The organism is Haloarcula sp. H-hyl6, assembly GCF_056934455.1.
Genome location: NZ_JBRIIK010000001.1, coordinates 1,699,368 through 1,725,254 on the forward strand (window position 1 = coordinate 1,699,368; position 25,887 = coordinate 1,725,254).

The window sequence follows — 25,887 nt, forward strand, 5'->3', positions numbered from 1 at the left end:
GCCACCGCCTCGTCGGAAAACCGGTTCCCTGCGGTCGGCGTCCAGTCGATACCGTTGCCCGGGTCCGAACCACCGCACAGCGGCGGCCGTTCGACGACGGTCTGCGTCCCACCTTTTTCCGCGTCGGCCTCCCTCGCGAGGCGACGCCTCGCTGTGCGAGAGGTCCTCGAAAAATCTGGACCAAAAAGGCCGCTCGCTTCGCTCGCGGTACGAATCAGTCGTCGGCGGTGGCTCTCCCCGCGTCCGCGCCGCCCGACAGCGGCGTCCGTTCCACCACGGTCCCGTCGTAGGTCGGGTACTGCTCGACGATTTCGCCCTTCGGCACGTCGCCCTCCTCGACCATCTCCTCTAGGAGCCACCACGCCAGTTCGACGTGGTCGGACTTGACCGTGTAGAACTCCTCGGGGACGCCCAACTCCGCGAGGCGGGCCTCGCCGACCCACGCCTTCCCGTAGACGAGGGTGCCGTCCTCGGTGACGTCGTCGAACTCCCGGCGGATGTTGCGGGCCATCCGCTTGAGTCGGGAGCGGTGCTGTGCGGCGTCCTTGAAGACGCTCGTACAGAAGTACACCCGCTCGTGGTCGCCCATCGTCTCCAAGATGTCGTGGCTTCCCTCGACGGCGCTCATGTGGTCGTCTTTGAGTTCGAAGCCCTCCTCCTGCATCCGGCGGTAGTTCCCGTCGGACATCTCGAACTCGTTGATGTTACAGAAGTCGGCCGCGCCCTCGTCTAAGAACTCGAGGAACTCCTCCTCGGCCCGGATGCCCGGAATCTCGAAGGCGGGGGTCAGGCCCTCCTCGCGGGCGATGTACAGAATCTCCTCCCACTCGGTGCCGTGGAGGTCGCCCCACAGTTCCAGCGGTGGGTGGAAGCGAATCTCGTCTAAGCCGGCCTCCGAGAGGCGGCGCATGTTCTCGCGGCCGCCGGTGATGCCGGTGTAGAGGTGCGTGTGGTGGTCCTCGCCGAACTCGTCTTTCAGCAGTTCCAGATAGTGGCAGGTCCGGTCGAGGGCCTCCTGCGGTTCGCCGCCCGTGATGGAGGTGCCCAGCGCGCTCATGCGCTTTGCCTCCTCGATGACGTCGCTGTCGTCCTCGACGGGACGCTCGTTGGCGTACATCTGGGTGACGTTCTTGCGGTTCTCCCCGAGGGGACAGTAGAAGCAGTCTCGCTGGTCGCAGTAGCCGTAGACGAACAGCACCATCTTGCCGCCTTTGGCGCACTGCTCGCAGCCCTCGGAAATCATCGTGTACGGCTAGCACCGCGTCCAGCGGGAAAAAGCGTGCGCATCGTCGTCGGCGTGGTGTGGGTCGGCATGGACCGGATACTGGCGACGCCGCCCCCGCGTTTATCCCCTCGCCCGACCCACTCCATGCCATGTCGGACGCCGGCCGCCGCCGCGGCCTCGCAATCGTCTTCGCCGTCGTCTTCCTCGACTTGCTGGGCTTCGGCATCGTCATCCCCATCCTCCCGTTCTACACCCGGTCGTTCCCCGGCGGGACGGAGTTCGTCATCGGCCTGCTGGCCGCGTCGTACTCGGCGATGCAGTTCGCGTTCGCCCCGTTGCTCGGGTCGCTCTCGGACCGCGTCGGCCGGCGACCCGTCCTCGTGCTCTCGCTGTGCGGCTCCGTGCTGGCGTGGACGGTGTTCGGCCTCGCGGACGCGCTGTGGCTCCTCTTCGCCTCGCGGATGCTCGCCGGCGCGATGGGCGGGAATCTCTCGACTGCGCAGGCCTACGTCGCGGACGTGACGCCGCCGGAGCGCCGGGCGGCGGCGCTCGGGTTCATCGGCGCGGCCTTCGGGTTGGGGTTCATCTTCGGGCCGGGCATCGGGGCCGTCCTGAGCTTCGACGCCACCGTCGCCGCCGTCGACGCGGCGCTGCCGGCCGCCATCCCCATCAATCGCTTCTCACTGCCGAGTTTCGCCGCCGCGTTCGCCAGCCTCTGTGGGGTCGTCGTCGCCCTCCTGTTCCTCCCGGAGTCCCGAACGCCGACGGACGACGACGAGGCGGCCGAACGCGTCTCAGCGCTGGCCCAACTCCGCGCCGCCGTCGCCACGCCCGGCCTGCGGGAACTGCTCACGGCGTTCTTCCTCGTCTCCTTCGCGTTCTCCGGCGTCCAGATAATGTTCATCCCCTACGTCGCCGACGTCTACGGCTACACGGCCGCCCAGAGCGCCCTCCTGCTGACCTACATCGGCCTGCTGGCCGTCCTCACGCAGGGCGTCCTCGTCGGCCGCCTGACCGCTCGATACAGCCCGATAACCCTCTCGCTGGCCGGGACGGCGCTGCTCGTCGTCAGCGTCGGTGCCCTCCCGTTCTCGCGCACGCTCGGCGTCGTCCTGCCCGCCCTCACCGCGCTGGCACCGTTCCTCACCGCCGAACTGCTGGGCCTGCTGGCCGTCCTCACGGTCCTGCCCGTCGGCAACGGTATCCTCTCCGTGACGCTGACGGCGCTGGTGTCCCAGCGGGCGAGCGCGGACGTACAGGGGAGCGCCTTCGGCGTCACGCAGGGGGCAGGCAGTCTCGCCCGCACCGTCGGGCCGCCGGTGATGGGCGGCCTCTACGCCGCCGTCGGCTACTGGTCGCCGTTCGTCGTCGGTAGCCTCCTCTTACTCCCCGTGGGACTCCTCGTCGCCCGTCTCGGGACGCCCGAGGAGGCACCGGAGCGGCGGCCTGCGGACCCCGGCCACATCAGATAGGGACGAGTTTGATGTAAGCAGCGGTACATCTCCACCTATGGACGAGGAGAGTGACGACCCGGTCGGTGGCTCGCTCACCCCGACCGACACGCTCGACGAACGCGTGCTGGCCTGGAGCGAGGACTTGCTCCGCTACGTCGAGGTGGTCGCGGCCCTCGTCCTCGTGGTGCTGTTCGCCATCGGCGTCTTCGACCTCGGCCTCCAGATTCTCGGGAGCGCACTCGAGGGCGACATTACGGACCCGCTGGTCGTCGTCGGCTTCATCGACACCGCCCTCCTCCTGTTCATCATCGTCGAGGTGTACCAGACCGTCGTCGCCTACACGCAGGAGGGCGAGACGCGCCGCATCGTCCGTCTGGTCATCTACACCGGCGTCATCGCGATGGTCCGAAAGGCCATCATCTTCCGGACCGGCGAGTACCCCGACGAGCGGGCCGCCCTGCTCGCGGCGGCGTCCTACGCCCTCATCATCTTCGGTCTGGCCGCGCTCCTCGTGGTGGAGCGGCGCACCCGCGAGGCGGCGACGGAAGCCGTCTAACCCGAGGCCCGAAGACAGATAAACGCGGCTGGCGTACCCCCCGACGATGCTGCTGGTGCTGTGCGTGGACCTCGACGACGACCTCGGCCGCAAGACGGACGTCGAGACGCCGGTCGTCGGACGGGACAACGTCGTCGACGCCGCCGTGGCGTTGGCACAGGCCGACCCGGAGGACTCCGACGTGAACGTCCTGTTCGAGGGGGTCCACATCGCGGACGACATCGACGACGAACCCGTCGAGGTAGCCGCGGTGACCGGCGTCGACGCCGGTGACGTGGCCGCCAACCGCGCCGTCGGCGAGGAGGTCGACACCGTCCTCGCCTCGCTGGCCGCCAGCGAAGACGTCCGCGCCCTCGTCGTCACCGACGGCGCACAGGACGAGTCCGTCGTCCCCGTCATCCGCTCGCGCATCCGCATCGACGGGGTCCGACGCGTCGTCGTCCGGCAGGCGCAGGACCTCGAATCGATGTACTACACCATCAAACAGGTGCTCGACGACCCGGAGACGCGGGGGACGCTCCTCGTTCCGCTGGGCATCCTGTTGCTCATCTACCCCCTGACCATCGCCGTCGATTCGCTCGGCTATCCGGGGTCGGCCCTCGGCATCATCTCCGGGTTGCTGGGGCTGTACGTCCTCGCTCGCGGCCTCGGGGCGGAGCGACTGCTGGACGAGGCCGTCGACCGCGCCACCTCCGGGTTCTACGGCGGCCGAATCACCATCATCACCTACGTCGTCGCCGCCGCGCTGCTGGCCATCGGCGGCGTCAGCGGCGTCAACACGCTCGAAGCCCAACCGGAACCGCTCTCGCCCGTCGAGGTGCTGGCCGCGTTGGTCAACGGCGCCGTCCAGTGGTTCGCCGCCGCCGGCATCACCTCCAGTCTGGGCCGAGTCACCGACGAGTACCTCCACGACTCGTTCAAGTGGCGCTACCTCAACGCCCCCTTCTACGTGCTCGCCATCGGTGGCGTCCTCCACGGCCTGAGCGCCTTCTTCCTCGGCACGCAGGACCTCGAATACCTCGCCGTCGTCCTCACCGGCGGCACCTTGCTCGGACTGGCGAGCACCCTCGCGTTCGCCGTCGCGGAGTCCCGACTCGAACGCGCCGAACGGCACAACCAAGGGCCCGGCGGCCCCTCCTCGGAGTGATGTACGTCTCCCGCGCCGTCGAGAGCATCCGTACGGACCCCATCGAGGGCGAATCGGTCGCGCTGGCACTGACGACGGCCGACGACGCCGACCCCGAGACTGTGGCGGCGGCCGTCGAGGACGCTGGCGGGACCGTCGAACGACACCTCCAGTTCGACGACCTCGCGGTGTCGGTTCCCCACGAGCGAGTCGACGCCGTCTGTGCCGTCGACGGCCTCGCCGCCGTCGAGACGACCGACGCCATCGCCATCACGACGACCGACGCCACCGACGAGGACGTGGAGTTCGAGGGCTAATCCACACGGCTTTTGAGAGTCCCCCCCAACCTGTGGGTGAGGGCACGTAGCTCAGTCCGGATAGAGCGTCGGACTTCTAATCCGACGGTCGTGGGTTCGAATCCCACCGTGCCCGTCGACGTTTTTCGTCGTCGCCCTTCCTCGCGCCTCCGGCGCTGCGAGGAGGGCTCCTCGAAAAACGCCCTCAGAAGTCTCCGACTTCTGATGGGCTCGCAAGCGCGAAGCGCTCGCGAACGTCGGTCGCACTCGCAAAGCGAGTGCGAGCACGGGAGAGCGAAGCTCTCCCGGCGATGAAAAAGGCCGGAATCGCCATCGGCGATTCCGGGGAACAGCGGCGCGGTGCGCCGCGGATGCTTACAGCAAGCGTGACCGTGGACACCGTCCAGAGCGCGAACGACCGCCACCGTTCCGGAGAGGCGACTGATTTATACTGCGCGTGTCACGAGCGAGCTATGGTCGACGCGACCCGCCGCTCGGTCCTCCACGCCCTCTCCGCTACGCTCCCTGTCCTCGGTGGCTGTCAGACGCGCACCGACTCGGAGGAGTCGACACCGTCCGACCCGTCGCCGGCCACGTCGTCGAACGCCCCCCACATCGAGGTTCTCGACGGGCCGGTCCTGCGGGACGAGGTGGTCATCCCTCGACTCTCGGGGTTCGGCCCCGACGTCGAGGTGACGCTGTGGGCCATCGCCCGGCAGGGGTCGACCGTCGAGTCCTACGCGACGGTCCGGACCGACTCGCCCGGGCGACCATCCCGGTCGAGGAGGTCGGTGGCCCCGTCCTGCTGGTCTCGGGGGGTGACGACAGAGTGGTCCCGGCCGGGCCGCAGGCCGAACGCGCCGTCGAGCGGTTCGAGGCCGACGGCCGGCGAGACGACGTGACGCACCGTCACTACCCGGACGCGGGCCACCGGATAGCTATCCCGTACGGGCCGGCGGGGCCGCGGCGCTGGGGCGACCGCCGGGTCTTCGGCGGCACTGTCGAGGGTATCGCTCGTGCCGACGCGGACTCGTGGCCGCGGCTTCGCTCGTTCTTCCAGGGGGCGCTGGGTAGCTAGGGGCCGCGGTGCCCCCGACCTTTTGAGGGGCCGATTGGTACAGGGGCCCATGATAGACCTCCGGAGCGACACGGTGACCCGACCGAGCGACGCGATGCGGGACGCGGCCCGGGACGCCGACGTCGGCGACGACGTCTACGGCGAGGACCCGACGGTCAACGAACTGCAAGAGCGAGTCGCCGAGATACTGGACACGGAGGCGGCGCTGTTCGTCCCGTCGGGGACGATGGGAAATCAGGTGGCCGCGCGGACACACACGGAGCGCGGACAGGAGGTACTCTGCGAACGCGAGAGCCACGTCTACAAGTGGGAACTCGCGGGCCTCGCCCAACACGCGCAGGTCCAACCCCGGACCATCGAGGGGGACGACCGGGGCGTCGTCGCGCCCGAGCAGGTCCGCGAGGGGTACGTCGAGGCGGACGGCCACCGCGCGGGGACGGGGCTGGTGACCCTCGAGAACACCCACAACAGCAAGGGCGGGGCCGCTATCGCGCCCGAGCGCATCGCCGAGACGGCACGGGCGGCCCACGACCTCGGCGTGCCGGTCCACCTCGACGGCGCCCGCCTGTTCAACGCGGCGGTGGCCCACGACCGCCCGGCCGCCGAGTTCGTCGCGCCGGTGGACACGGTGATGTGTTGCCTCTCGAAGGGCCTCGGCGCACCCGTGGGGTCCCTGCTGGCCGGTCCCGAGTCGTTCGTCGAGGCCGCCCACCGCAACCGGAAACTGCTCGGCGGGGGGATGCGACAGGCGGGGATGCTGGCCGCGCCGGGCCTCGAAGCGCTCGACAACCGCGACCGACTCTCCGAGGACCACCGGCGGGCCGAGCGACTGGCGGCGGGACTGGACCGCATCGACGGCCTCTCGGTCGCGTCGCCGGAGACGAACATCGTCCTCGTGGAGACGGCGCGCCCGGCCGAGGCGTTCCTCGAAGACTGCGCCGAGGCGGGCGTGCAGGGCGTCCCCTTCGACGACCACGTGGTCCGGTTCTGCACGCACTGGGACGTCGACGACGCCGACGTGGACGCGGCCGTCGACGCTATCGAACGGGCCGCGTAGGGCCGCTCAGCCCTTCCGCCGGGACAGCGCGGCGAGGGCGACCCACGCCGCGAGGACGGCGACCCACAGCGACGAGGGTGGGTCGTGGCGACGGGTGAGGCTCCCGGGAGCGTCGGCGTCGACGGCGGTCCGGTCCACGCGGACCCGTTCCGTCGTCGAGACGGTCGGTCCCTCGCTCGTGGCCGGTAGCGGCGGGCTAGCGGTGTAAGGGTCGAGCGGTGGCGTGTACCCGCTCGCGCCCGTCTCGGACCGGTAGGGGTCGGTTCCCTGCCGGCGCTCCTCGCCGGTCGTGACCCCGTCACCGTCGGGGTCTGCGGGCACCGGCGGTGCGGGCCCCGTGACCGCGTGGCGCACGAACGCCCGGAGGTCACGGCCGGCGACGACGGACACCGCCTCGGCGAACGACGAGAGCGTAATCGGTTCCTCGGAGCGAGCGAGTCGCCGAATCACGTCGCCGAACGTCCGCTCGCCGCCCGTCGAACGGCGGACGTGCGCGTCGATGGCGGCGAGGACGCGGGTCCCCTTGTCGTACTGGGCGTCTGGGGCGGTCCACGTCGCCGGGCGGGTGAGGTCGGCGTCCCGATACCGGTCGGTCGTCACGCGTCGACGGTAGCGGTCGTAGTCGATGCGGCCCTGTCGGAGCGTCTCTCGGGCCGTGTAGTAGTCGGCCCCCGCCTCGTCGAGCCACGCCATCTCTGCCGTGGTCCGGTACGTCTGGCGGGTGTGTCGGTACTCGTGGACCCAGACGTTCGTGGGGGAGGCGACCGGTTCCCCGGCGTTGACGAGGGCCACGGGGACGCCGTTTGCGGGGGTGTACCCGCCCACCGCGAGGTCGTTGGGCGCGGCGAACAGCGTCACGCGGTCGTGCGGGTGGCCGATGGTGGTCGTCCGCTGCGCGTCGCCGACCGTATCGAGGACGAGGGCCGGCGGGGGGCGGAGCGTGGCCGCGTCGGGCACCACCAGACGAACGGTTCCGTGTCGGGTCGTCCGCGTCCTCGTCTCGTGGGGGCCGACGAACACGGCCGTCTCCGTGCCGACGCCTCGCTGTCCGGGCGCGACGGCCATCGTCTCGTTCCACCCGGGGTCGGGCCCGGTCTGCCAGCGCCACCGCGCGTGCAGCGCCACCTCGCGCCGGACCACCAGCGACCACTCCGCCGTGTCGGCGGTCCGCTGCCCGTAGCCGGTTTCGAGGCCGACCGGGACGGTGTAGGTCAGCCTGACGGTGTCGCTGACGCCGTCCCAGCGCCACCGCTGACCGGTCGAGGCGACGCCGGACGCGCTCAGCGTCGTGGCGTTCGCGGGCGTCCGGACCGAGAGGCCGCTCACGCGGTCCGGTACCGCGACGACGGCGGTGACCTGCACTCGGCCCACCTGTTCGGGCAGGCGGTCGACCTCGTATCGGACCGTCATCCCGGGCGCCTCGGCGGCGTCGTCCACCGGTGGCTGGGCCGCCAGTACGGACGGCGCGCTGACGAGAACCGCGAGACACAGGAGGAGAGTAGCGCGGGGCCCCATGCGAGTCGTTCCCTGTTGGAGTGTGACTAGTTCACACCCAACTATCAAAAGCGTTCGGCGGCAGACGCCGCGTGCGAAACTGGGGTCCGCCCGCCCTCTGGCAGGTCGCAAGCGTTTTGCCGGCGGCCCATCTACGCGAAGCCATGCCCGACTGTCCGCTCGCAGATGACTGCCCCAGTTTTACCGAACGTATCCAGGGGATGGGCTGTACGCACTACGGCGACCGAGGGGGTGCCGAGTGGTGTAACCACTACAACCAGCCCATCTCGGACCTGAAGAGCCAACCCGTCAAGCCCGGTCAGGAAGTCGTCGTCACCGTCGACGACATCCACGAGAGCGGCGCCGGCGTCGGCCGGACCGAGGACGGGTTCATCGTGATGGTCGACGGCGTCCTCCCGCCGGCCAAGTCGAAGGTCCAGATAACGAAGGTGCGCTCGAACCACGCGCGAGCGGAGGAACTCGAACGCCTCGAACTCGACGAGAGCGACGAGGAGGACGAGGGCGACGACGAGGGCGGCTATCAGGGCGACGACGACGAGGAGGACGAACGGCTCGGTAGCCGCGACAACTTCTGGGGCAGCTAGGACAGTCACCACCGGAGCTTTTTGGGGCACTCCGCCGTCGGGTCGGCTATGAACCTCGAACTCGACGGCAACGCCGCACTGTGTACCGCGGCGACGAGCGGACTCGGACTGGCCAGCGCCGAGCGACTCGCAGAGGAGGGTGCCGACGTGGCCGTCTGCGGGACGACACCGGACCACGTCGACCGGGCACGCGAGCGACTGGACGCCGCCGGCAGCGGCGACGTCCTCGCGGTACGGGCCGACATCACCGACCGCGACGAGGTCGAAGCGTTCGTCGAGGAGACCGTCGAGACGTTCGGCGGCCTCGACCACGTCGTCACGAGCGCTGGCGGTCCCGCGCCCGGCCCGTTCCTCGATACGACCGAGCGAGAGTGGTACGGTGCCTACGACGTCCTCGTGATGAGCGTCGTCTGGACCACCCGGTTCGCCTACCCCTACCTCCGGGAGTCCGATGCCGGCACCGTCGTCAACATCACCTCGCGGTCGGTCCGGGAGGTCATCGACGACCTCGTCCTCTCGAACGCCGTCCGACGGGCGGTCATCGGCCTGATGAAGACGCAGGCACGCGAGTTCGCCCCCGAGGTGCGTGTCAACGCCGTCCTCCCCGGCGCACACGAGACGCCGCGCATCGAGGAACTGGTCGAGAGCGCCGTCGAACGCGGCGAGTACGACTCCTACGAGGCGGGCATCGAGTCGTGGTCCGACGCACCGCTGGGGCGGGTCGGCCGACCCGAGGAACTGGGCGACGTGGTCGCGTTCCTCTCCTCGGCCCGGTCGTCGTACGTCACGGGGACGGCCCTGCCGGTGGACGGCGGGTCGATGCGGAGTTAACGACCCGGCCGGTCGAAGCGGTCCCTGTTCGACCGTCCGCCGGCGGCGAGTTGCCACACCAGCAGGCCCAGCGAGAGCAGGGCGACGGCGGCCGTGGCGACGTAGCCGACGCTCCCCACTTCGTACAGTTGCTCGGGGAAGAGCGCGGCCAGCACCAGTAGCCCGACCGCCGAGAACCCCACGAGCAGTGGCAGGACGGTGAGCCAGAACTGCCGCGCCATCCCATCCATACTGCCTCCGTCGGCGGCACCCGTAATGACACTTTCCCCGACAGTGAGCGTGTCTCAGTCCCCGTCTGGGTTCTCAGAGTCGGTCCAGTCGAAACGACCCCCTCTGCACGGCGCGTTCTCGTCCCACCGATATATCGAGGGACTATATCCGCAGAACGTGGCCGTCTCTGGGGTTGCTGCGGTCGTCAAACTCCCACGGCTCTTATCGCCGCTTCCCACCGAACGAGATTCCGACCCCCTCTATTTCGACTGCGTACCCCTCCTCACAGAACACGTCTTCGTACTGTCAGATGAGGGAGACGACTCTACCGCGGGTGCTCGCTGGCCCGTCGCGACGCGTCAGGGCCCGGTCACCACGTCTCGACGGTGCCGTCGCGGATGTCCTCGACACAGCCCTGACAGTCCGGGTGGTCGGCGTCGAAACAGTGGGGTCGGGAGGCGGGGTCCAGCGAGACGGCCCGGCGCTCGGCGTGGCGGCGACAGACGACGCGCGCGCGGCCGTCTTCGTCGCGAGGGAGGCCGGCCAGCGCGGCGCGCTTCCCGTCGCTGTACGCTCGCTTGGCCTCCGACAGTTGGTCCTCGACCGACCGGAGCGTCCCTCGGATGAACCGCCCGAGTCGGTCCTCGCGTCGCTGGTCGCCGTCACCCATACCGCCACGTACCGACCGGTGGCAAATCAATCTTCTCGCGGCCGGGGGTCGCGCGAGTCGCCTCGCGGGCCGTCGCCGACAGTCGCCCGAGGGGACCACACGAACGGACCGATAATCCGCGTTAACTCGGATTAAACGGGCGTGTAGAGCGGCCAAAACGGGCTAAATCTCGTTAATCCGGCTTCTCCGCTTGCCCCCTTGAAGTGTGGCCAGTCCAGAGGGCCGAGCGGAGGCAAGACACGATGAAGCTCACGAAGATTGCCGGCGCGCTGCTGGCCGTGCTCGTGGTCACGGGCTCGGCGGCGGCGCTGCCCGCGGCCACAGGGGTACAGACCGACGACACCACCGACGCGGCGGCCGACGGCACCGTCGAGGTGGACGCCAGCGCCGATAGCGACGTGAACGCCAGCGCCGACGCGAACACCACCGCCGACGCGAACGCGAACACCAGCGTGAACGCGACGGCGAACGCGAGCGCCGCAGCGGCGGCCGACGCCGAGGAGACCAACGAGTCGGACTCGGCGAGCGGGAGCGAGGCCGCCGAGCAGGGGCGGCAGGGCCAGCCGAATGACGTCGGCCCCGACGGCGAGCGCGGCCCGCCCGCGGACCTGCCCGAACAGGTGCCGGACTTCGTGGCCGAGATTCACGCGCTGATTCAACAGCACGTCGCCGGTGACCTCGGCGGGACCATCGGCGAGCAGATTAGCGACGTGACGCCCGACGACGGGGCAGCGGGCAACGCGCCCACTGACGTCGGCGAGAACGTCGACGCGAACGCCAACGCCGACGGCGAGGTGGACGCCGACGCCAGCGCCGAGGCGAACGCCAGCGTGAATGCGACTGCGGACGCCGGCAGCGACCAGTAACGCTCGCCTTTTGCGCCGACGGTCGGAGACCTTCGTTGCAGTTTTCCGGGCGCTCCGCTGACAGCGACAGCGAGTGCCGGTAGCGAGCGTTCTCGACTCGCGTCCCGATGTGGCTCACGATAGAGCCGCTGTCGACCGGTTTCACTTTCACCTCGCTGGGGGAGGGTTTATAGGTGAAGCCGACCAAGCGTCGAATGTCTCCCATCGAAAACAAGGCGGAGACAGTGACAGCACATGACCGAGTCAGATTTGCGTACCCAAGCGGAAGAGATACACGAGCAGTTCGCCGACCAGTTGGACCTAGACGTCGAGGACGTCGAGGAACGCCTCGACACGCTGGTCAACGAGTACAAGGTCCCCCTCAACGAGGCGCGCCGGAGCGTCACCAACACGTACCTCGACGAGGCGGGCATGGACCGCGACCAGTTGGGCGGCGGTGGCGGCGGCAACGAACAGGTCGAGGTGGCCGACGTCGACTCGCCCGAGGAGTGGGTCGACATGCGCGTCACCGTCGTGGAACTGTGGGACCCGCGCGCCGACGCCGTCGCGCAGGTCGGCCTGCTCGGCGACGAGACGGGCACTATCAAGTTCACGAAGTGGTCGAAATCCGACCTCCCCGAACTCGAGGAAGGAACGTCCTACTCCCTGCGAAACGTCGTCACCGACGAGTATCAGGGTCGCTTCTCCGTGAAGCTCAACCGGACGACCACCATCAAGGAACTGGACGAGGAGATAGAGGTCGGCGACGACAGCGTCGAAGTCGAGGGCGCACTCGTCGACATCCAGTCGGGGTCGGGGCTCATCAAGCGCTGCCCCGAGGAGGACTGCACCCGCGTCCTCCAGAACGGCCGCTGTAGCGAACACGGCGAGGTCGAAGGCGAGTTCGACCTCCGCATCAAGGGCGTCCTCGACGACGGCGAGGAGGTCACCGAGGTCATCTTCGACGAGGAGGCCACGGAGGAACTCACCGGCATCACCCTCGAAGAGGCCAAGGAGATGGCGATGGACGCACTCGACACCACCGTCGTCGCCGACGAGATGCGCGAGGACATCCTCGGGCGCTACTACCGAGTCACCGGGCCGACGTTCGGCCGGTACGTCCTCGCGGACGAACAGGAGCGACTGACCGGGACCGTGGACGCGGACGAAGTACTCATCAAAGCGAGGTCGATATAATGGCGAGCACCCCCACCCGCGAAGTCGCCCGACGCGTCTTCGCACGCGAGTTCAACGACGCGAGTTACACGTTCAAGGAATCCGACGACGACCGAGCGCCGGTGTACGTCCTCCTGCCGACCGGCCAGCGGGCCAACCGCGTGTTCCTCGTCGGCACGCTGACCGAGACGGAGGACGTCGGCGAGGACAGCGAGTACTGGCAGGGACGCGTCGTCGACCCCAACGGCGACACGTTCTTCATGTACGCCGGGCAGTACCAGCCAGACGCCGCCTCGATGCTGCGGGAACTGGAACCGCCTGCGTACGTCGCCGTGGTCGGCAAGCCCCGCACTTACGAGACCGACGAGGGCGACGTGAACGTCTCCGTCCGGCCGGAGTCCATCTCGCAGGTCGACGAGGCCACCCGTGACCGCTGGGTCGTCGAGACGGCCGAGCGCACCTTAGAGCGCATCCGGCGCTTCACCGACGCCGACCCGGAGGACCCCGACGTCGACGAGTACATCCAGATGGCGCACGAGGAGTACGGCGACGACGTCGAGCGGTATCGACAGTCCGTCGTCGGTGCCCTAGAGAGCATGCAGGACGAACAGGCGGAAGCCAGCGCCGACTGAGTCGGCACCTGCGGTTCGGTTTTTCGCGGTTCAGGTCTCCAGCAGTTCGACCAGCGTACCCTCCGGGTCCCGGAGGAAGCAGATGCGCGTCCCGCTCTCGGTGGTCTGGGGCTCCGAGAGGGTCTCGACGGCCTCGGGAAGGTCCTCGTAGACCGCGTCGAGGTCCTCGACTTCCAGTCCGAGGTGCGTCGCGCCGGGTTGGTTCAGGTCCGTTTCGGGTCGCGCCTCGCCTTCGGGCGTGTACTCGACGAGTTCGACGCGAGCGCCCCCGGCGTCGAGATGGGCGAAGTCGGCGCTCGCGCCTGCGACGCCGACGCCGGTGGCGAACGCCTCGCCGCCGACGGAGAACCGCGAGAGCACGTCCAGTCCGAGGACGTCGCGGTAGAACTCGACGGCCCGGTCGAGGTCGCTGACGGTGACGGCGGCGTGGTGTGCGGTCGCGTCCATACTCGGTGCCGGGAGCGGGCCGGGCTAAACGGCTTCGCAATCACGGCGGGTTTATTCCGTCCGCCGCCAGCGCGTGCCAGCGTCTGACAAACGATTAAATACGATGAGTGACGAGTAGGACACAACGATGGGGAACAAGAACAAGACCATCTCCTTCCGCGTGAGCGAGGACAAGTTCGAGACGCTCCGCGAAATCGCGGAGGAGCGTGACATCTCCCTCTCTGCGGTCTTCCGGGACTACGTCGACACGCTGGTGGCCCACGACGGGCAGGTGAAAGTCGCGCCGGAACACGAACTCGAGTCCGCCGAGGAGAGCAGTACCGAGAGCTTCCCGCCGAAAGTCGAGGTGCCGAAGAGCTTCGTCCGCGAGCACGAACGCCTCGAACTGGAAGCCGAACACCTGCGCGAGCAACTGGAAGAACACAAGCGCTACGTGACGAAGCTCCGCCAGCAACTCGACGAGATGGACCAAGACGAGGTCATCCACCTCGAAGACCTCGACGAGGGCGAGGAGGAGGACGCCTCCTACCGCATCGGCAGTTTCGAGGACGTCTGAGCGCCGTCCGGGTCCTGCCACGGCGCCTTCCTACCGCTTTCTACCTGCCGTCTCAGTCGTCGTCGGCAGTCTGCCGTGCCGCTTCGTGTGACTGCTCGTCGGCGACGTCGTGGAGCGGGTTGCTCACCGTGCCGTGTTCGCAGGCGTGGGGCCGCCCGGGGGCGTCGTCGTACCCGTACTCGAAGATGCGGTTCCGGTTGAGCGTGAGTTTCGTGAACTCGGGTTTGAGCAGGTCGAACAGGTCGAACCGGTCTTCGAGTTCGGGGAACTGCGCCTGATAGTCGAGTATCGCGTTCCGGGCGTGCGTCCAGAACCGGTCTTCCGGGTAGTCCTCGTGCGTCTCGAGGACGTCGGCGACGTACCGGAGGACACAGACGAATAGGCCGGAGAAGATGAACTGGCAGAGGCCCTCGGGTGGCTCTTTCCGGAGGACGTCGTCCATCTCCTCGGAGAGGCGTTCCAGTTCGGGCAGTGGCTGGTCGCTCACGTTCACGTCGTCGACGAAGTCCTTGACCGCCAGTCGGGACGGGACGCCGTCGTCGTCGAGGACGAGAATCGTGTTCTGGCCGTGCGGGGAGAAGACGGTCCCGTACCGATAGAGGAAGTGCAACAGCGGCGGGAGCACCGTCCCAAAGAACTCCGCCAGCCACTCGTCGGTCGTGAGGCCCGACTGCTCGACCAGTCTGGAGACGTACGGTTCGCCCTCGCCGTCGACGTGCATCAGCGCGGAGAGGGTTATCGCACGCTCGTCGTCCTCGAGGAAGGTGTAGATGGACTCCCGCCAGACGGCGCCGAGCAACTCGTGGTACTGATAGGGCGAGCCGTCGATGTCGGTGAAATCGGCGTGGTCGTAGTTGACGCCGGCTATCTCGCCCGGAAGCACGAGGCCCTGCTCTTGCAGGTAGTCGTCCTGTTCGTAGATGCCCTGGATGTACTCGGTGACCGTCGGGGCGAGTTCCGTCCGTTCGCCGGGTAGCCCCCGCCAAACGAGCGTATTGAGGATTCGAAGCGGCAGTTTCACGTGGTGTTTCTCGTCGTCGTCGACGTTGACGAACGTCCGGACCGACTGCTGTGGGAGGTACTCGTCGGGCCCCTCGCCCAGCGCCACGATGTCGTCGTCCGCGATGTGGTCGGGAAACAGGGGGACGACGCTGTTCTCCCACTGCCAGTCGTGGACCGGGAGGAAGTAGTAGGCGTCCGGGTCCAGCCCTCGGTCGGCGAGGCGGTCACGGAACTCGTCGTAGCGGTCGCCGAGTTCGCACCGGACCAGCGAGTCGTGGGAGACGTCCTCGGTGCCGACGAACGTCGACTTGGACTTGCGGACGGCGGCCCACGAGAGCGTCACGGGTTCCTTGGCTTCGGGTGCGTACGCCCGGTAGTCGTCGTACCCCCAGCCGAGTCGGCCCTTGTTGTAGGTTATCCACGGGTGGCCCGCCATCTCGCCTTCGAGGTGGGCGTAGTCGAGGTCGGTGGGGTCGAACGCCTCGCGCTCTCGCTTGCGGGCCTCGATGTGGGCGTCGGCCAGCAGCGTGCGCTTGTACTCCCGGACGAGGTTCCCTTCCGTGAGGTCGTCGAGGTCGGTCGTCTCCCCGAGGTCACGGAGCAGTCGAAGGGGGTCGTCGACCGGTTTCCACTCCTCGCCCGCGCGGCGCTCGACGGTTCCCTCGTCGACACTGAGGCTGTCCAGCAACCGCTCTGCGGCCTCGAAGCGATAGCTCGCCTCACCGAGGTCGAAGCGGTAGACGGCGTGGTCCTCGTCGCCGTCGACCGCCCGAGGGTCGATAATCTCCTCGTAGGCGAACTCCGCCACCATCTTCGTCAGGAGGCGTCGCTCGACAGTCTGCCATACGTCCGGGTCCAGTGCGTCTCGTCGCGTGGTGTCGTTCGGGTCCATGGATTAGTCGTCCTGCGTGGGGGTCGGGTCGCGCTCGCGCTGTCGGGCCGCGCCGGGCGCGTGTTCGACGAACTGTTCGACCGAGAAGTCCTGATAGACGGTGTCCGCGTCCTCGGGGTAGGCCTCGCGGCCGACGAGTCGGTTGACGAACCGCGTGTTGCGGTAACAGCCCAGACCGAGGTCCGGGACGCCGACGCCGTGGGTGTGCAGTTCGGCGTTCTGGAGGAAGACGTCGCCGGGAACGTCGATTTCGAGGCGGTGGTCTTCGGTCACCTCGAACCGGCTCTGCTCGTCCCAGCAGATGGCGTCTTCGAGCGGTTCGAGGAAGCCGGGAACGGGCCGTTCGTACCCGGTGCCGAGGACGACCACCTCGCTCTCGTGGACGAACGACGTCTCGGACTGCCACTGGTGACAGTCCAGCGCGTAGGCGTCGCCCGCCGACGCGATGTCCCGCACCTCCGTCATGGCGAACAGGCCGACGTCGGGGTCCCGGTCGCCGATGGAGCGACGGTACAGCAGGTCGTAAATCTCGGCGCTCGTCTCGGGGTCGACGCCCTTGTACAGCAGGTCCTGATTCGGGACGAGGTCGTCCTTGGTGTCCTGCGGGAGGCCGTAGACGTACTGCTCGTACTCGGGCGTGAAGTGCTGGAGGCCGAGTTTCGAGTACTCCATGGGGAAGAACCCGTCCGAACGGGTGAGCCAGTCCAGCCGGTAGTCGTGGGCCGACTGGCGTTCGAGCAGGTCCCGAAACACCTCGGCGGCGCTCTGGCCCGACCCGACGACGGTGACCGAGTCGGCGTCGACGACGCTGTCGCGGTTGAAGCGGTACTTCGCGGTGTGGAAGACGTCCGTATCGGGGTGTCCCTGTAACGGCTCGGGAATCTGTGGGCGACTGCCGATGCCCAGCGCGAGGTTCTCGGCGCGGTACTCGAAGCGCTCGTCCGTCTCGGGGTGGCGTGCGACGACGACGTAGTGACCGCCCTCGTCGTCCCAGCGAACGTCGGTCACCTCGCGGCTGAACCGGCAGGTATCGAGGTTCTCGACGACCCACCGAAGGTAGTCGTCGTACTCCCGCCGGGGCGTCTGGAACGTCTCGTAGAAGTAGAACTCGTAGATGCGGCCCGTCTCCCGCAGGTAGTTGAGGTAGCTGTGGGGGTTCGTCGGGTCCGCGAGCGTCACGAGGTCGGCGAGGAAGGGAACTTCGAGCGTCGTCCCTTCGAGCAACATCCCCTCGTGCCAGTGGAACTCGGGGTCGCGTTCGAGGAACGCGGCGTCGACGTCCTCTTCGACGCCGTTGAGCATGGCCGCGAGGCCGAGATTGAACGGGCCGACGCCGACGCCGACGACGTCGTGGACCGTCTCGCTCATCCCCACACCCCCGCGGTCGGGACGGCCTCGGAGCCTGTGAGGACCTCCGACTCGAACCGGTCGCGCTCACAGACGAGCAGTAGGGCGTCTTTCTCCGCCTCCTCGAAGTGGAACTCCCCCCGTGGCTCGAACCCGCACTGCTCGAAGACGTGGACGACGCGGTCGTTGCGCACGTCCGGTTCCGCGATTACCCGTTCGGTCTCGGCGTGGCGGAACTGCATGGCGACGACGGCCCGCAGGAGCGGCCGGGCGTAGCCGTTGCCGAGGTACTCCTCGGGGCCGACGAGCAGGTGGATGCCTTGGTCGGCCGGGTCGGCGTCGTAGTGGGCCGCCACGTCGTCCTCGGCCGCCCAGTAACACTCCCAGTAGCTCATCGGCACGTGGTCGAGACAGCCGACGTAGGGCGTGAGGTGGCCGTCGTCGAGTTTCGCTTCGAGGCGGTCCCGGAACGCCGGCAGCGGCAGGTCGAGTTGCCAGTACGGCTTCACGTGGTCCGCGGAGAGCCACGCGTGGAGTCGGCCGAGGTCCCGGTCGAGCGTCGCCCGTCGGAACGATATCGTGCGGTCGATGCTCCGGTCGTAGGTCTGGTAGTCGTACGGTTTCGCGATGGTCGCGTCTGGTCCTGTCATGTGTCGAGTTCGGTGACGAGCGGGTTCGTGACGTCCGTGTAGACGGACTGGTTCTCGAGGTCGTTCTCCAGTTCGTCCAGCCCCCTGAAGCGCGTCAACAGGTTGGCCTTGCAGGGGACCGTGGGCGATTCGAGTAGCGGGTCGAGGAAGTCCGAGGAGGGGCGGTCGTACCGGTCGCGGGCGCGTTCGAGTTCCTCCCGCAGACGCGCCAGCAGGCGTCGTTCGTCGACGAAGCCGGCGCTCCCGAACGCGTTGATAACGTCGAAGGCGTTGTTCAGGACGACGTAGTACCGCAGGCGTTCGTCGGCGATGGCGTCGGGACAGACGGTACCCGCCCGGTCGCCGACGCCCGGCAGGTACTCGTCGACCCGGTCGTACTGCGACTCGGGGAAGTAGAACCCCTGATTGTCCCGGTAGCGGAACTCGCTGGGGTAGCCGTCGGCGTCGAGGGTGAGCACCGAGTTCTGCTGGTGGGCCTCGACCCCGACGCCCTGTTCGAGGTAGAGCCACAGGACCGGCCGAATCGCTGTTTCGAGGTAGCGGTCGAACCACTCCTCGCTGACGGCCTCGGTGGGACGGCCCTCGCGGCCGGCGATGTCCGTGACGAGACGGCCCAGACGCGACTGCCCGACGACGGCGTCCTGACAGAGCGCGACGAGCGGGGTGGACCGCTCGGCGAGTTCGCCGCGGAAGGGGTTCGCCCGGAGGACTGTCTCCAGTCCGGACTCCGGCCCCTCACCGGCGTCGAGTGCGAGATACGCGGGGTCTCGAACCACGTCGAAGTCCGGGAACGCCGCGTCGAGTTCGTCGCCGAAGTCGGTGTCGAGCAGTTCCGCGACGGCCACGCCCCGTTCGAGTTCGGGCCGCTTGTTCGTCCGGACGGAGTTGGTTATCTGGACGTTCAGCGAGGACTTCACCATGAACGGCGCGTCCGGCGAGTACAGCGTCCGGACCGACGTGGTCGGGTAGAACTCCCGACCCACCGGGCCGAGGTGGGAGAGGCCGTCGCCGAGGTGTCGCCGGACGTGCGGTTGGTCGAGGAGGAACTCCGCCTGCCACGGGTGGACCGGCAGCAGGACGGCCTCGCTCTCGACGTGGTCCTCGACGAACGAGGCCGGGACTTCGGGGTCCTCCCGGAGCGCGTCGTCCACCCACGCCGCCGCACTCCTGTCGAGCGCGGACTCGGCCGCGACGAGGTCGGGTGACGCCCGGAAGTAGTGGAGCGGGAACGCGCCGTCCAGTTCCGGTGCGTACGTCTCCCGGTTCCGTTCGGCGATGCCCTGCCGACTCTTCGGCGTCGGATGCCGATGGTGACCGAAGACGAGCGACTGCTCGGCCTCCCGGAACGACTGGTCGACGGCGGTCCGTGGTTCGTCGGTCCGTGCGCTCACGAACGCCTCGACGTTGTGCTTGCTCCGGAGGACGCGCTCCAGTACGGCGTCCGGCACGGCCTCGCCGTCCCGTTCGAGTGAGAGGTCCTTCACGACCAGCGAGGCGAGGGTGGCCGCGTCGACCGGGTGGGTCCCGCCGTCTGGGAGGCGGTACCGAACCGGCGTCTCGAACAGGTGACGCTCGGTGGGCGAGCGGTGGACGAGCGGTGCCAGCAGGTCGACGCCCTGTTCTGGCAGTCGTTTCCGCAGGAGGCCGTCGGGACCGGGGTCGACGCCGGCCACCGCCTCGTCACGTACCTCGTAGTCGCCGGTTTCGCGCAGGTAGCAGTTGAGGAACGCGTGGACGGTGGCCGCGTCGGCCCGCTGTTCCGGGTCGACGGCGACCGACTCGTCCCGTTCGACGCCGAGGCTCATGCGGTCACCTCTCGTTCGGCGACGACGACCGTCCCGCACTCCCGAATCACGTCCAGCATCGCCGCCACGTCCTCCAGCGTGGCCGTCGGGTTCAACAGCGTGACCTTCAGACTGGTCACGCCGTCGACGGTCGTGCGGGCGACGATTGCCCGGCCGTCGTCCAGCAGTCGCCGTCGAAGGGTGGCGTTCACCCGACTCACCGCCTCGTCTCCCATTCCCTCGCGCGGCCGGTAGCGGAAGACGACGGTGTTCAGCGTCGGGTCCGAGAGCAGTTCGAAGTCGTCGGCGTCTTCGAGGAGCGACGCCGCGTCGGCGGCGAGGTCCAGCGTCGACTCGACGAGCGCCCCGAACCGCTCGCGGCCGACGGCGCGGAACGCGAGATAGGGCTTCAGCGCGTCGAACCGACGGGTCGTCTGGACCGACTTCGCCACGAGGTTCGGGACCCCGCCCTCCTCGTGGGCCTCGGGGTTGAGGTAGGCGGCGTTGCGCGCCATCCACGCGAAGTCCTCGCCGTCCCGGAGCAGGAACGCCCCGCAACTGATGGGTTGGTAGAACAGTTTGTGGAAGTCGACGGCCAGCGAGTCCGCCCGCTCGACGCCCGAGAGCAGGTCGGCGTGGTCGTCGGTCAGCGCGAGTGCCCCGCCGTAGGCCGCGTCCACGTGGAACCACAGGTCGTGCTCTGTGGCCCGGCCGGCGAGTTCGTCCAGCGGGTCGACGGCGCCGAAGTCGGTCGTGCCGGCCGTCCCAACGATGGCGAACGGATGCCGCCCGCGGTCCGTGAGGTCCGCGAGCGTCGCGTCCAGCGCGTCCACGTCCATCCGGTGGTCGTCGTCGGTCGGCACGGTGACGACAGCGTCCTCGCCGAGGCCGAGGTGGTGGGCGGCCTGCTCCGCGGTGAAGTGCGCCGTCTCCGAGCAGAGGACGCGGAGCGACTCGGCCTCGGGCGGGAGCCCCTCGGCCTGCACGTCCCGACCGAACGCCCGGTGACAGTACCGGTCGCGGGCCAGCAGGAGGCCCTGGAAGTTTGACTGGGTGCCGCCGCTGGTGAAGACGCCGTCGGCGTCGCTCGGGAGGTCGAACAGAGCACAGAGCGCGTCGACCACTCGCTGTTCGAGGACGGTGGCGGCCGGCGCTTGGTCGAAGGAGTCCAGCGACTGGTTCGCCGCGGTGAGCATCGCCTCGGCGGCCAGTCCCGGCACCATCGGCGGACACTGGAGGTGGGCGCTACACCGGGGGTTCGACGTGGCGACCGAGTGGGCCAGCACCGTCTCGGCCACCTCGTCTATGGCGGCGTCGAGGCCGACGCCCTTCTCCGGAACGACCGGGACGTCGAACTGCTCGGCGAGGGCTTGCGGTGAGCGACCCGTGTACGGCGTGTCGCCGTCGGCGACCGTCTCCACGACCGCCTCGGTCGCCCGACGCATCGCCTCGCGGTAGGCGGCGTCGCCCGATTCGGACCCGAGGAACAGGTCCGTGGCGCTCACGCCACCACCTCCGCGGGCGACTCCTCGTTCGTGACGGCGGTGACGGCCTCGTCGAAGATGGCCGCCACGTCGTCTATCTGCTCGCGCGTGACGACGAGCGGCGGGAGGAAGCGCGCCGTGGCGCTGTCGCGCCCGCCGAGTTCGACGACGAGGCCGCGGTCGAAACACTCAGATTGGACGGCCGCCGCGAAGTCGCCGTCCGGCGCGTGCGGGCCGGCCCCCTGCCAGTCGGCGGCCGTGTCGACGAACTCGACGCCGAGCATCAGCCCGCGGCCGCGAACGTCGCCGATTGCGTCGACGCCCTCCGCCGTGGCTTCGAGGTGGTCGCGCAACCGGGCACCCATCTCCGCGGCGTGGTCGTCGAGGTCGTTCTCCAGCACGTAGTCGATGGTCGCCTCGCCGGCCGCCATCGCCAGTTGGTTGCCGCGGAAGGTGCCGGCGTGAGCGCCAGGGTCCCAGACGTCAAGCGACTCGTCGTAGACGACGACGGCGAGGGGGAGGCCACCGCCGATGGCCTTCGAGAGGGTGAGCACGTCCGGGGTGATGCCCGCGTGCTCGAAGGCGTACGTCTCGCCGGTCCGGCCCATCCCCGCCTGAATCTCGTCCAGAATCAGCGGGATATCGCGCTCGCGCGTGATGCGGCGCATCTCCCGGAGCCATTCGTCGGGAGCGGGAACCGCACCGCCCTCGCCCTGTACGGGTTCGAGAATCATGCCTGCCGGGTCGGTGATGCCGCTCTCCCCGTCGTCCAGCAGGTTCTCGACGTATTCGCTGGCGATGCGAGCGCCCTCTGTGCCGCCGACGCCGAACGGACACCGGTAGTCGTAGGGGAACGGGAGGTGGTGCACGTCGTTCGTCAGCCCCGAAATCGGCTCCTTGGCGTCGGTGTCGCCCATCAGCGAGAGCGCGCCGCTGGTCATCCCGTGGTAGGCTCCCTGAAAGCCGAGGAGGCTCCGGTTGCCGGTGGCCGTCTTGACGAGTTTCAGCGCCGCCTCGACGGCGTCGGTGCCGGCCGGGCTACAGAACTGAATCTTCGCGTGCTCGCTGAACGCGTCCGGGAGGCTCTCGAACAGCGAGTCGACGAACCGCTCTTTCGCGGGCGTGGAGATGTCGAGCGTGTGAATCGGGTTCTCGGCCGACAGTGCCTGTTCCATCGCCTCCACGACTCGGGGATGGTTGTGACCGAGCGCGAGGGTCCCGGCCCCCGCGAGACAGTCGTAGTACTCGTTGCCGTCCATGTCGGTCACGGTACACCCCTGCGCGTCGCGTATCGCCAGCGGCAGGTGTCGGGGGTAGGTCCGCGCGCTGGACTCCCGTCTCGCCTGCTGGGAGAGGATGGCGTCGTTGCCGCCGTCCCTGTAGCTCATGGTCCAGAACCTCCGAAATCGCTCGGTGTGACCCCTCGATGCTGACCCTGTCGTATCGTCGATTCCCGCATACGAGTTTTAGGCTAGCCTAAAAACAGATAAAACCACTAGATTTAGGCTGGCCTAAAAACTCGCGGAACTTCACTCTGGCGGACCGAAGAACCGACGGACGACGTACGCGTACCGTACTTTAGGCTATCCTAAAAGTGTGTGGGGTAACCACGTCTGGCGGGGCAGGTACGAGGCGCGGGAGGGGGCGGTGAAGTGCACTGTCTCCCGGAGTGGGAGTGGACCGACGAACGAGCGTCGGCGGACCCAGCATCGGTCCACCTCTGCCTAGGTGACAGATTGTTGCTATATAATCTCACCGCTGTGTTACTGCCTGACGGTCACACTCCAGAGATGCGAGGCTAGCGGGAAGGAGCGTGACAACGAGCCTATGTGGCTTCCGGTCGTCTCCCCTACGCGTTTCGGAGTTTGGCACGCCTAAAAAACATTGCCGTGCTGACAATACTTATTACGTTCCTTCTCCAAGGTCGAGTGTGCCAATGAGTGCCAAGGAATCACTCCGGCGTGAAGCCGGCACCGTCGAGGAGAACGCCGTCAGAATCGATACCGAGAAGGCCGAACAGGTGGTCGAGGCGCTGAACGTGGACCTCGCGTCCACCTACGTCCTCTACCACCAACTGCGCAAACACCACTGGAACGTCGCGGGCGCGGAGTTCGGGCAACTCCACGAGTGGTTCGGCGACGCCGCCGAGGACGCCGAGGAGAACGCGGACGAACTCGCCGAACGGGTGCAAGCGCTGGGCGGCGTCCCCGTCAGTGGCCCGGCCGAACTCGCAGACCACGCGCCCGTCGAGTTCGAAGGGCCGGACGTCTACGACGTGCGGACGTCGATGGAGAACGACCTCGAGATGTACGGCGACGTCGTCGAGTCCGTGCGCGAACACGTCTCGCTGGTCGAAGACCTCGGGGACTTCGCGACGGGGCAACTGCTCCGAGAGGTTCTCGAAGACTTCGAAGACGACGCCCACGAGATAGAGCACTTCCTCGAAGACGACACGCTCGTGCTCGAAGACGCACTCAACTGAGACCGCAGATGACGGAACACCAGATTGGGCTGGTCCGTGACCCGGACACCGGCGACCGCCGTCAGGAGTGGGGAACCGTCGAGGAGACGGCTCTCCGCATCGACCGCGAGGCCGCCGAGGAAGTCGTCGAAGCCATCAGCGTCGACCACGCCGGGGCGTTCAACCTGTTCTACCTCCTGCGCAAGCACTACTGGACGGCCGAGGGGGCGGAGTTCGACGACGTCGCCGACTTCCTCGAAGACGCCTACAAGCGGGTCCGAGCCATCAACGACGACCTCGCCGTCCGCATCGTCGAACTCGGCGGCATCCCGCCGAACACGCCGCCGACGATTCAGGAGTACGCGGAGGTCCACTTGGAGGCCGAAGACCTCTACGACCTCCGCGCCTCGCTGGAGGGCGACCTCGAGGGGTACGCGACGCTGGTCGCGAGCATGCGCGAACACGTCGAACTCACGGAGGGAGTCGGCGATTCGGGCACCGCGACGCGCCTGCGAGACCACCTGAAAACCCTCGAAGACGACGCACACGCCATCGAACAGTTCCTCGAAGACGACACGCTCGTTCTGGAGGACAGCGTCCACCGACCATGAGTACGCCACACCTGCGGCGACCCGACGCTGAGCACGTTCGACAGGAGTGGGACACCGTCCGTGCGAACGAACTGCGACTGGACCGGGAATCGGCGACCCAGCTAGTGACCGCGCTCAACGCCGAACTCTCGGGGTTCTACCTCCTGTTCAACCAGGTCAGAAAGCACTACTGGACCGCGGAGGGCGCCGAAATGGACGACGTCGCGTCGTTCCTCCGGTCGGCCGCCGACCGACTCACGGAGATGACCGACGACGTGGCGATTCGCGTCCACGCGCTCGGCGGCGTTCCGGTCTGTGGCCCGATGGGTATCCGACAGCACGCCCCGATGAACATCGAGGCCCCGCACCGCTACGACGTGCGGTCGTCGCTCGAACGGGACCTCGACGGCTACGCGACCCTCGCCGTACAGATGCGCGACCACGTCGAACTGGCCGACCGACTCGGCGACGCGACGACAGGTGACCTACTTCGCGTCCACCTGAAAAGACTCGAGGGAGACGCTCACACGCTCGACCGGTTCCTCGGCGACGACACGTTGGTCCGGCGCGCGGACACGTCGTAGACCCACCCCCGGGTCCCGTTCGCGGGGCGCTTCTCGTGATACCGTCTGTCGTCGACTACCCCACGGCGGCACGGTACCCCTATCGCGGCGGCGCGACCACCGTGTCGGTGGCGATCCAACAGTCCGTGCTTCCCGACTCGGTGAGGACAGTCCGCTCCGAGTGGATTTCGTAGACGTTCAGTTCGGGAGTCTCGTCGGTGGGCGCGTCGCCGACTGCGTCGGCACCGGCGTCGGTACCCGACGTTTGGCTGCGAGACGTGGTCATCACCGTAGTTTCGGCGAACCTAAAACAAAAAGCTTCGGATGCCCGTCTCCGGTCCCGCTACATCAGTCGGTTGCACCGTCGCTGTACCTCGTCGACGACGTCTCGCTGGCCGTCCACGTCGGCTAGCGTCTCGACGGCTTCCAGCGTCCTGACGCTGTCGTCGAGGAAGGAGAGCACGTCTCCGGGGTAGGCGTACAGCATGTAGTCGTCGCTCATCACGTCGACGATAGCGTCCGGTCCCAGCCCCTGTTCGCGCAGTTCCAGCAGGTAGCTGACGAACTTCCGCTCCGGACAGCCACAGTGGGGTGCGGCCTGACAGTCACAGTCCATGAAGTCCTCCGCGAAGTCCAGTACGCGCTCGCGGGAGGCGTCGTCGAGTTTGGCCAGTCCCTCCCCCTGAAAGAGGATGTCGAGCGTCGCCCCCTTGAACGCACCCTTGGGGAAACTCGTCTCTAACTGGGAGGCGAGTTGCTGGTGGTTCTTGACGTATATCTTGTCCGTGATGGCCACGCTTGGGGATACGTAGTTGCCGACCGTGTAAAAGCGTCTCGGGACTCTCGCCACCGCTTC

At 68.1% G+C, this 25,887-nt stretch carries 29 protein-coding genes and 1 tRNA gene; 17 read left to right on the plus strand and 13 right to left on the minus strand.

What is annotated here, in order from left to right:
• Positions 1 to 214: 214 nt before the first annotated feature.
• Complete coding sequence (locus Hhyl6_RS08985) at positions 215 to 1,243, minus strand: radical SAM protein (RefSeq protein WP_483738870.1); 1,029 nt, start codon at positions 1,241 to 1,243, stop codon at positions 215 to 217.
• A 131-nt stretch (positions 1,244 to 1,374) separates the two neighbouring features.
• On the opposite strand from Hhyl6_RS08985, the gene Hhyl6_RS08990 reads away from it, so the two are divergent.
• The 8 genes from Hhyl6_RS08990 (at position 1,375) to Hhyl6_RS09025 (ending at position 6,792) form a co-directional block, all read left to right on the plus strand.
• A complete protein-coding gene (locus Hhyl6_RS08990; protein WP_483738871.1) occupies positions 1,375 to 2,697 on the plus strand; it encodes an MFS transporter in 1,323 nt (440 codons plus the stop codon).
• A gap of 37 nt (positions 2,698 to 2,734) precedes the next feature.
• Entirely contained in the window at positions 2,735 to 3,235 is a 501-nt protein-coding gene (locus Hhyl6_RS08995) for a phosphate-starvation-inducible PsiE family protein (RefSeq protein WP_483738872.1), read from the plus strand.
• 46 nt (positions 3,236 to 3,281) lie between these two features.
• Positions 3,282 to 4,382 (plus strand): DUF373 family protein, encoded by a 1,101-nt coding sequence (locus Hhyl6_RS09000; RefSeq protein ID WP_483738873.1) that lies wholly within the window; start codon positions 3,282 to 3,284, stop codon positions 4,380 to 4,382.
• Positions 4,382 to 4,678, plus strand: coding sequence for a hypothetical protein (locus tag Hhyl6_RS09005; protein WP_483738874.1), 297 nt, complete (start codon positions 4,382 to 4,384; stop codon positions 4,676 to 4,678). Before Hhyl6_RS09000 ends, Hhyl6_RS09005 begins: the two co-directional genes overlap by 1 nt.
• Before the next feature lie 40 nt (positions 4,679 to 4,718).
• Positions 4,719 to 4,793 (plus strand) — tRNA-Arg (locus tag Hhyl6_RS09010).
• Positions 4,794 to 5,130: 337 nt separating this feature from the next.
• Complete coding sequence (locus Hhyl6_RS09015; RefSeq protein ID WP_483739712.1) at positions 5,131 to 5,559, plus strand: hypothetical protein; 429 nt, start codon at positions 5,131 to 5,133, stop codon at positions 5,557 to 5,559.
• Positions 5,463 to 5,735 (plus strand): acyl-CoA thioester hydrolase/BAAT C-terminal domain-containing protein, encoded by a 273-nt coding sequence (locus tag Hhyl6_RS09020; RefSeq protein ID WP_483739691.1) that lies wholly within the window; start codon positions 5,463 to 5,465, stop codon positions 5,733 to 5,735. Before Hhyl6_RS09015 ends, Hhyl6_RS09020 begins: the two co-directional genes overlap by 97 nt.
• A 49-nt stretch (positions 5,736 to 5,784) precedes the next feature.
• Positions 5,785 to 6,792, plus strand: coding sequence for a threonine aldolase family protein (locus Hhyl6_RS09025; protein ID WP_483738875.1), 1,008 nt, complete (start codon positions 5,785 to 5,787; stop codon positions 6,790 to 6,792).
• A 6-nt stretch (positions 6,793 to 6,798) separates the two neighbouring features.
• Here Hhyl6_RS09025 and Hhyl6_RS09030 read toward each other — a convergent pair whose 3' ends face one another.
• A complete protein-coding gene (locus tag Hhyl6_RS09030) occupies positions 6,799 to 8,307 on the minus strand; it encodes a M61 metallopeptidase family protein (protein WP_483738876.1) in 1,509 nt (502 codons plus the stop codon).
• A gap of 143 nt (positions 8,308 to 8,450) precedes the next feature.
• Between Hhyl6_RS09030 and Hhyl6_RS09035 the strand changes: the two genes are divergently transcribed.
• Both Hhyl6_RS09035 and Hhyl6_RS09040 read left to right on the plus strand, forming a co-directional pair.
• Positions 8,451 to 8,891, plus strand: coding sequence for a TRAM domain-containing protein (locus Hhyl6_RS09035; protein WP_483738877.1), 441 nt, complete (start codon positions 8,451 to 8,453; stop codon positions 8,889 to 8,891).
• A 48-nt stretch (positions 8,892 to 8,939) separates the two neighbouring features.
• A complete protein-coding gene (locus tag Hhyl6_RS09040) occupies positions 8,940 to 9,722 on the plus strand; it encodes an SDR family oxidoreductase (protein WP_483738878.1) in 783 nt (260 codons plus the stop codon).
• Here the strand turns inward: Hhyl6_RS09040 and Hhyl6_RS09045 are convergent.
• Both Hhyl6_RS09045 and Hhyl6_RS09050 read right to left on the minus strand, forming a co-directional pair.
• Complete coding sequence (locus tag Hhyl6_RS09045; protein ID WP_483738879.1) at positions 9,719 to 9,952, minus strand: hypothetical protein; 234 nt, start codon at positions 9,950 to 9,952, stop codon at positions 9,719 to 9,721. The genes Hhyl6_RS09040 and Hhyl6_RS09045 overlap by 4 nt on opposite strands.
• 350 nt (positions 9,953 to 10,302) lie before the next feature.
• Positions 10,303 to 10,602: a DUF7091 family protein gene (locus tag Hhyl6_RS09050; RefSeq protein WP_483738880.1), complete on the minus strand. Its 300-nt coding sequence runs from the start codon at positions 10,600 to 10,602 to the stop codon at positions 10,303 to 10,305.
• Positions 10,603 to 10,844: 242 nt separating this feature from the next.
• On the opposite strand from Hhyl6_RS09050, the gene Hhyl6_RS09055 reads away from it, so the two are divergent.
• From Hhyl6_RS09055 to Hhyl6_RS09065, 3 genes are all read left to right on the plus strand, one after another.
• On the plus strand, positions 10,845 to 11,468 hold the full coding sequence (locus tag Hhyl6_RS09055) for a hypothetical protein (RefSeq protein ID WP_483738881.1): 624 nt from the start codon (positions 10,845 to 10,847) through the stop codon (positions 11,466 to 11,468).
• 234 nt (positions 11,469 to 11,702) lie between these two features.
• Positions 11,703 to 12,644: a replication factor A gene (locus Hhyl6_RS09060; RefSeq protein WP_483738882.1), complete on the plus strand. Its 942-nt coding sequence runs from the start codon at positions 11,703 to 11,705 to the stop codon at positions 12,642 to 12,644.
• Complete coding sequence (locus Hhyl6_RS09065) at positions 12,644 to 13,255, plus strand: RPA family protein (protein WP_483738883.1); 612 nt, start codon at positions 12,644 to 12,646, stop codon at positions 13,253 to 13,255. Before Hhyl6_RS09060 ends, Hhyl6_RS09065 begins: the two co-directional genes overlap by 1 nt.
• A gap of 30 nt (positions 13,256 to 13,285) precedes the next feature.
• Here Hhyl6_RS09065 and Hhyl6_RS09070 read toward each other — a convergent pair whose 3' ends face one another.
• Entirely contained in the window at positions 13,286 to 13,702 is a 417-nt protein-coding gene (locus Hhyl6_RS09070; RefSeq protein WP_483738884.1) for a VOC family protein, read from the minus strand.
• A 127-nt stretch (positions 13,703 to 13,829) separates the two neighbouring features.
• Here Hhyl6_RS09070 and Hhyl6_RS09075 point away from each other — a divergent pair, with 127 nt between their 5' ends.
• Positions 13,830 to 14,258 (plus strand): DUF8146 domain-containing protein, encoded by a 429-nt coding sequence (locus Hhyl6_RS09075; RefSeq protein WP_483738885.1) that lies wholly within the window; start codon positions 13,830 to 13,832, stop codon positions 14,256 to 14,258.
• Between the two features lie 52 nt (positions 14,259 to 14,310).
• Here the strand turns inward: Hhyl6_RS09075 and Hhyl6_RS09080 are convergent, their stop codons facing one another.
• The 6 genes from Hhyl6_RS09080 to Hhyl6_RS09105 are packed head-to-tail and all read right to left on the minus strand — an operon-like array spanning position 14,311 to position 22,805.
• Positions 14,311 to 16,152 carry an IucA/IucC family protein gene (locus Hhyl6_RS09080; protein ID WP_483738886.1) on the minus strand — a complete coding sequence of 614 codons (1,842 nt, stop codon included), beginning with the start codon at positions 16,150 to 16,152 and terminating at the stop codon, positions 14,311 to 14,313.
• Positions 16,153 to 16,155: 3 nt separating this feature from the next.
• Positions 16,156 to 17,520, minus strand: coding sequence for a lysine N(6)-hydroxylase/L-ornithine N(5)-oxygenase family protein (locus tag Hhyl6_RS09085; protein ID WP_483738887.1), 1,365 nt, complete (start codon positions 17,518 to 17,520; stop codon positions 16,156 to 16,158).
• Positions 17,517 to 18,149, minus strand: coding sequence for a GNAT family N-acetyltransferase (locus Hhyl6_RS09090; protein WP_483738888.1), 633 nt, complete (start codon positions 18,147 to 18,149; stop codon positions 17,517 to 17,519). Before Hhyl6_RS09090 ends, Hhyl6_RS09085 begins: the two co-directional genes overlap by 4 nt.
• A complete protein-coding gene (locus Hhyl6_RS09095; protein WP_483738889.1) occupies positions 18,146 to 19,954 on the minus strand; it encodes an IucA/IucC family protein in 1,809 nt (602 codons plus the stop codon). The genes Hhyl6_RS09090 and Hhyl6_RS09095 overlap by 4 nt, the downstream gene beginning before the upstream one ends.
• The gene (locus Hhyl6_RS09100; protein WP_483738890.1) at positions 19,951 to 21,438 is read right to left on the minus strand and encodes a pyridoxal phosphate-dependent decarboxylase family protein; all 1,488 of its coding nucleotides are present in this window, start codon (positions 21,436 to 21,438) and stop codon (positions 19,951 to 19,953) included. The genes Hhyl6_RS09095 and Hhyl6_RS09100 overlap by 4 nt, the downstream gene beginning before the upstream one ends.
• A complete protein-coding gene (locus Hhyl6_RS09105) occupies positions 21,435 to 22,805 on the minus strand; it encodes a diaminobutyrate--2-oxoglutarate transaminase (protein ID WP_483738891.1) in 1,371 nt (456 codons plus the stop codon). Before Hhyl6_RS09105 ends, Hhyl6_RS09100 begins: the two co-directional genes overlap by 4 nt.
• Positions 22,806 to 23,353: 548 nt before the next feature.
• On the opposite strand from Hhyl6_RS09105, the gene dpsA (Hhyl6_RS09110) reads away from it, so the two are divergent.
• The 3 genes from dpsA (Hhyl6_RS09110) to dpsA (Hhyl6_RS09120) are packed head-to-tail and all read left to right on the plus strand — an operon-like array spanning position 23,354 to position 25,052.
• On the plus strand, positions 23,354 to 23,899 hold the full coding sequence (gene dpsA / locus Hhyl6_RS09110) for a DNA starvation/stationary phase protection protein DpsA (protein ID WP_483738892.1): 546 nt from the start codon (positions 23,354 to 23,356) through the stop codon (positions 23,897 to 23,899).
• Between the two features lie 8 nt (positions 23,900 to 23,907).
• Entirely contained in the window at positions 23,908 to 24,489 is a 582-nt protein-coding gene (gene dpsA, locus Hhyl6_RS09115; protein WP_483738893.1) for a DNA starvation/stationary phase protection protein DpsA, read from the plus strand.
• Complete coding sequence (dpsA, locus tag Hhyl6_RS09120) at positions 24,486 to 25,052, plus strand: DNA starvation/stationary phase protection protein DpsA (RefSeq protein ID WP_483738894.1); 567 nt, start codon at positions 24,486 to 24,488, stop codon at positions 25,050 to 25,052. The genes dpsA (Hhyl6_RS09115) and dpsA (Hhyl6_RS09120) overlap by 4 nt, the downstream gene beginning before the upstream one ends.
• Positions 25,053 to 25,131: 79 nt before the next feature.
• On the opposite strand, the gene Hhyl6_RS09125 is transcribed toward dpsA (Hhyl6_RS09120), so the two are convergent.
• Positions 25,132 to 25,317, minus strand: a complete 186-nt coding sequence (locus tag Hhyl6_RS09125; protein WP_483738895.1) for a hypothetical protein — start codon at positions 25,315 to 25,317, stop codon at positions 25,132 to 25,134.
• A gap of 57 nt (positions 25,318 to 25,374) precedes the next feature.
• Positions 25,375 to 25,827 carry a DUF5814 domain-containing protein gene (locus tag Hhyl6_RS09130; protein ID WP_483738896.1) on the minus strand — a complete coding sequence of 151 codons (453 nt, stop codon included), beginning with the start codon at positions 25,825 to 25,827 and terminating at the stop codon, positions 25,375 to 25,377.
• Positions 25,828 to 25,887: the final 60 nt, after the last annotated feature.

Bases quoted from the DNA above. Each gene is read 5' to 3' on its own strand.
- Hhyl6_RS09085 (WP_483738887.1), bottom strand. From the start codon at position 17,520: ATGAGCGAGACGGTCCACGACGTCGTCGGCGTCGGCGTCGGCCCGTTC.
- Hhyl6_RS09005 (WP_483738874.1), top strand. From the start codon at position 4,382: ATGTACGTCTCCCGCGCCGTCGAGAGCATCCGTACGGACCCCATCGAG.
- Hhyl6_RS08995 (WP_483738872.1), top strand. From the start codon at position 2,735: ATGGACGAGGAGAGTGACGACCCGGTCGGTGGCTCGCTCACCCCGACC.
- Hhyl6_RS09015 (WP_483739712.1), top strand. From the start codon at position 5,131: ATGGTCGACGCGACCCGCCGCTCGGTCCTCCACGCCCTCTCCGCTACG.
- Hhyl6_RS09025 (WP_483738875.1), top strand. From the start codon at position 5,785: ATGATAGACCTCCGGAGCGACACGGTGACCCGACCGAGCGACGCGATG.
- Hhyl6_RS09035 (WP_483738877.1), top strand. From the start codon at position 8,451: ATGCCCGACTGTCCGCTCGCAGATGACTGCCCCAGTTTTACCGAACGT.
- Hhyl6_RS09045 (WP_483738879.1), bottom strand. From the start codon at position 9,952: ATGGATGGGATGGCGCGGCAGTTCTGGCTCACCGTCCTGCCACTGCTC.
- Hhyl6_RS09095 (WP_483738889.1), bottom strand. From the start codon at position 19,954: ATGAGCCTCGGCGTCGAACGGGACGAGTCGGTCGCCGTCGACCCGGAA.
- Hhyl6_RS09040 (WP_483738878.1), top strand. From the start codon at position 8,940: ATGAACCTCGAACTCGACGGCAACGCCGCACTGTGTACCGCGGCGACG.
- Hhyl6_RS09050 (WP_483738880.1), bottom strand. From the start codon at position 10,602: ATGGGTGACGGCGACCAGCGACGCGAGGACCGACTCGGGCGGTTCATC.
- Hhyl6_RS09075 (WP_483738885.1), top strand. From the start codon at position 13,830: ATGGGGAACAAGAACAAGACCATCTCCTTCCGCGTGAGCGAGGACAAG.
- Hhyl6_RS09080 (WP_483738886.1), bottom strand. From the start codon at position 16,152: ATGGACCCGAACGACACCACGCGACGAGACGCACTGGACCCGGACGTA.
- Hhyl6_RS09000 (WP_483738873.1), top strand. From the start codon at position 3,282: ATGCTGCTGGTGCTGTGCGTGGACCTCGACGACGACCTCGGCCGCAAG.
- Hhyl6_RS09105 (WP_483738891.1), bottom strand. From the start codon at position 22,805: ATGAGCTACAGGGACGGCGGCAACGACGCCATCCTCTCCCAGCAGGCG.
- Hhyl6_RS09125 (WP_483738895.1), bottom strand. From the start codon at position 25,317: ATGACCACGTCTCGCAGCCAAACGTCGGGTACCGACGCCGGTGCCGAC.
- dpsA (WP_483738893.1), top strand. From the start codon at position 23,908: ATGACGGAACACCAGATTGGGCTGGTCCGTGACCCGGACACCGGCGAC.
- Hhyl6_RS08990 (WP_483738871.1), top strand. From the start codon at position 1,375: ATGTCGGACGCCGGCCGCCGCCGCGGCCTCGCAATCGTCTTCGCCGTC.
- dpsA (WP_483738892.1), top strand. From the start codon at position 23,354: ATGAGTGCCAAGGAATCACTCCGGCGTGAAGCCGGCACCGTCGAGGAG.
- Hhyl6_RS09055 (WP_483738881.1), top strand. From the start codon at position 10,845: ATGAAGCTCACGAAGATTGCCGGCGCGCTGCTGGCCGTGCTCGTGGTC.
- Hhyl6_RS09030 (WP_483738876.1), bottom strand. From the start codon at position 8,307: ATGGGGCCCCGCGCTACTCTCCTCCTGTGTCTCGCGGTTCTCGTCAGC.
- Hhyl6_RS09070 (WP_483738884.1), bottom strand. From the start codon at position 13,702: ATGGACGCGACCGCACACCACGCCGCCGTCACCGTCAGCGACCTCGAC.
- Hhyl6_RS09090 (WP_483738888.1), bottom strand. From the start codon at position 18,149: ATGACAGGACCAGACGCGACCATCGCGAAACCGTACGACTACCAGACC.
- dpsA (WP_483738894.1), top strand. From the start codon at position 24,486: ATGAGTACGCCACACCTGCGGCGACCCGACGCTGAGCACGTTCGACAG.
- Hhyl6_RS09065 (WP_483738883.1), top strand. From the start codon at position 12,644: ATGGCGAGCACCCCCACCCGCGAAGTCGCCCGACGCGTCTTCGCACGC.
- Hhyl6_RS08985 (WP_483738870.1), bottom strand. From the start codon at position 1,243: ATGATTTCCGAGGGCTGCGAGCAGTGCGCCAAAGGCGGCAAGATGGTG.
- Hhyl6_RS09060 (WP_483738882.1), top strand. From the start codon at position 11,703: ATGACCGAGTCAGATTTGCGTACCCAAGCGGAAGAGATACACGAGCAG.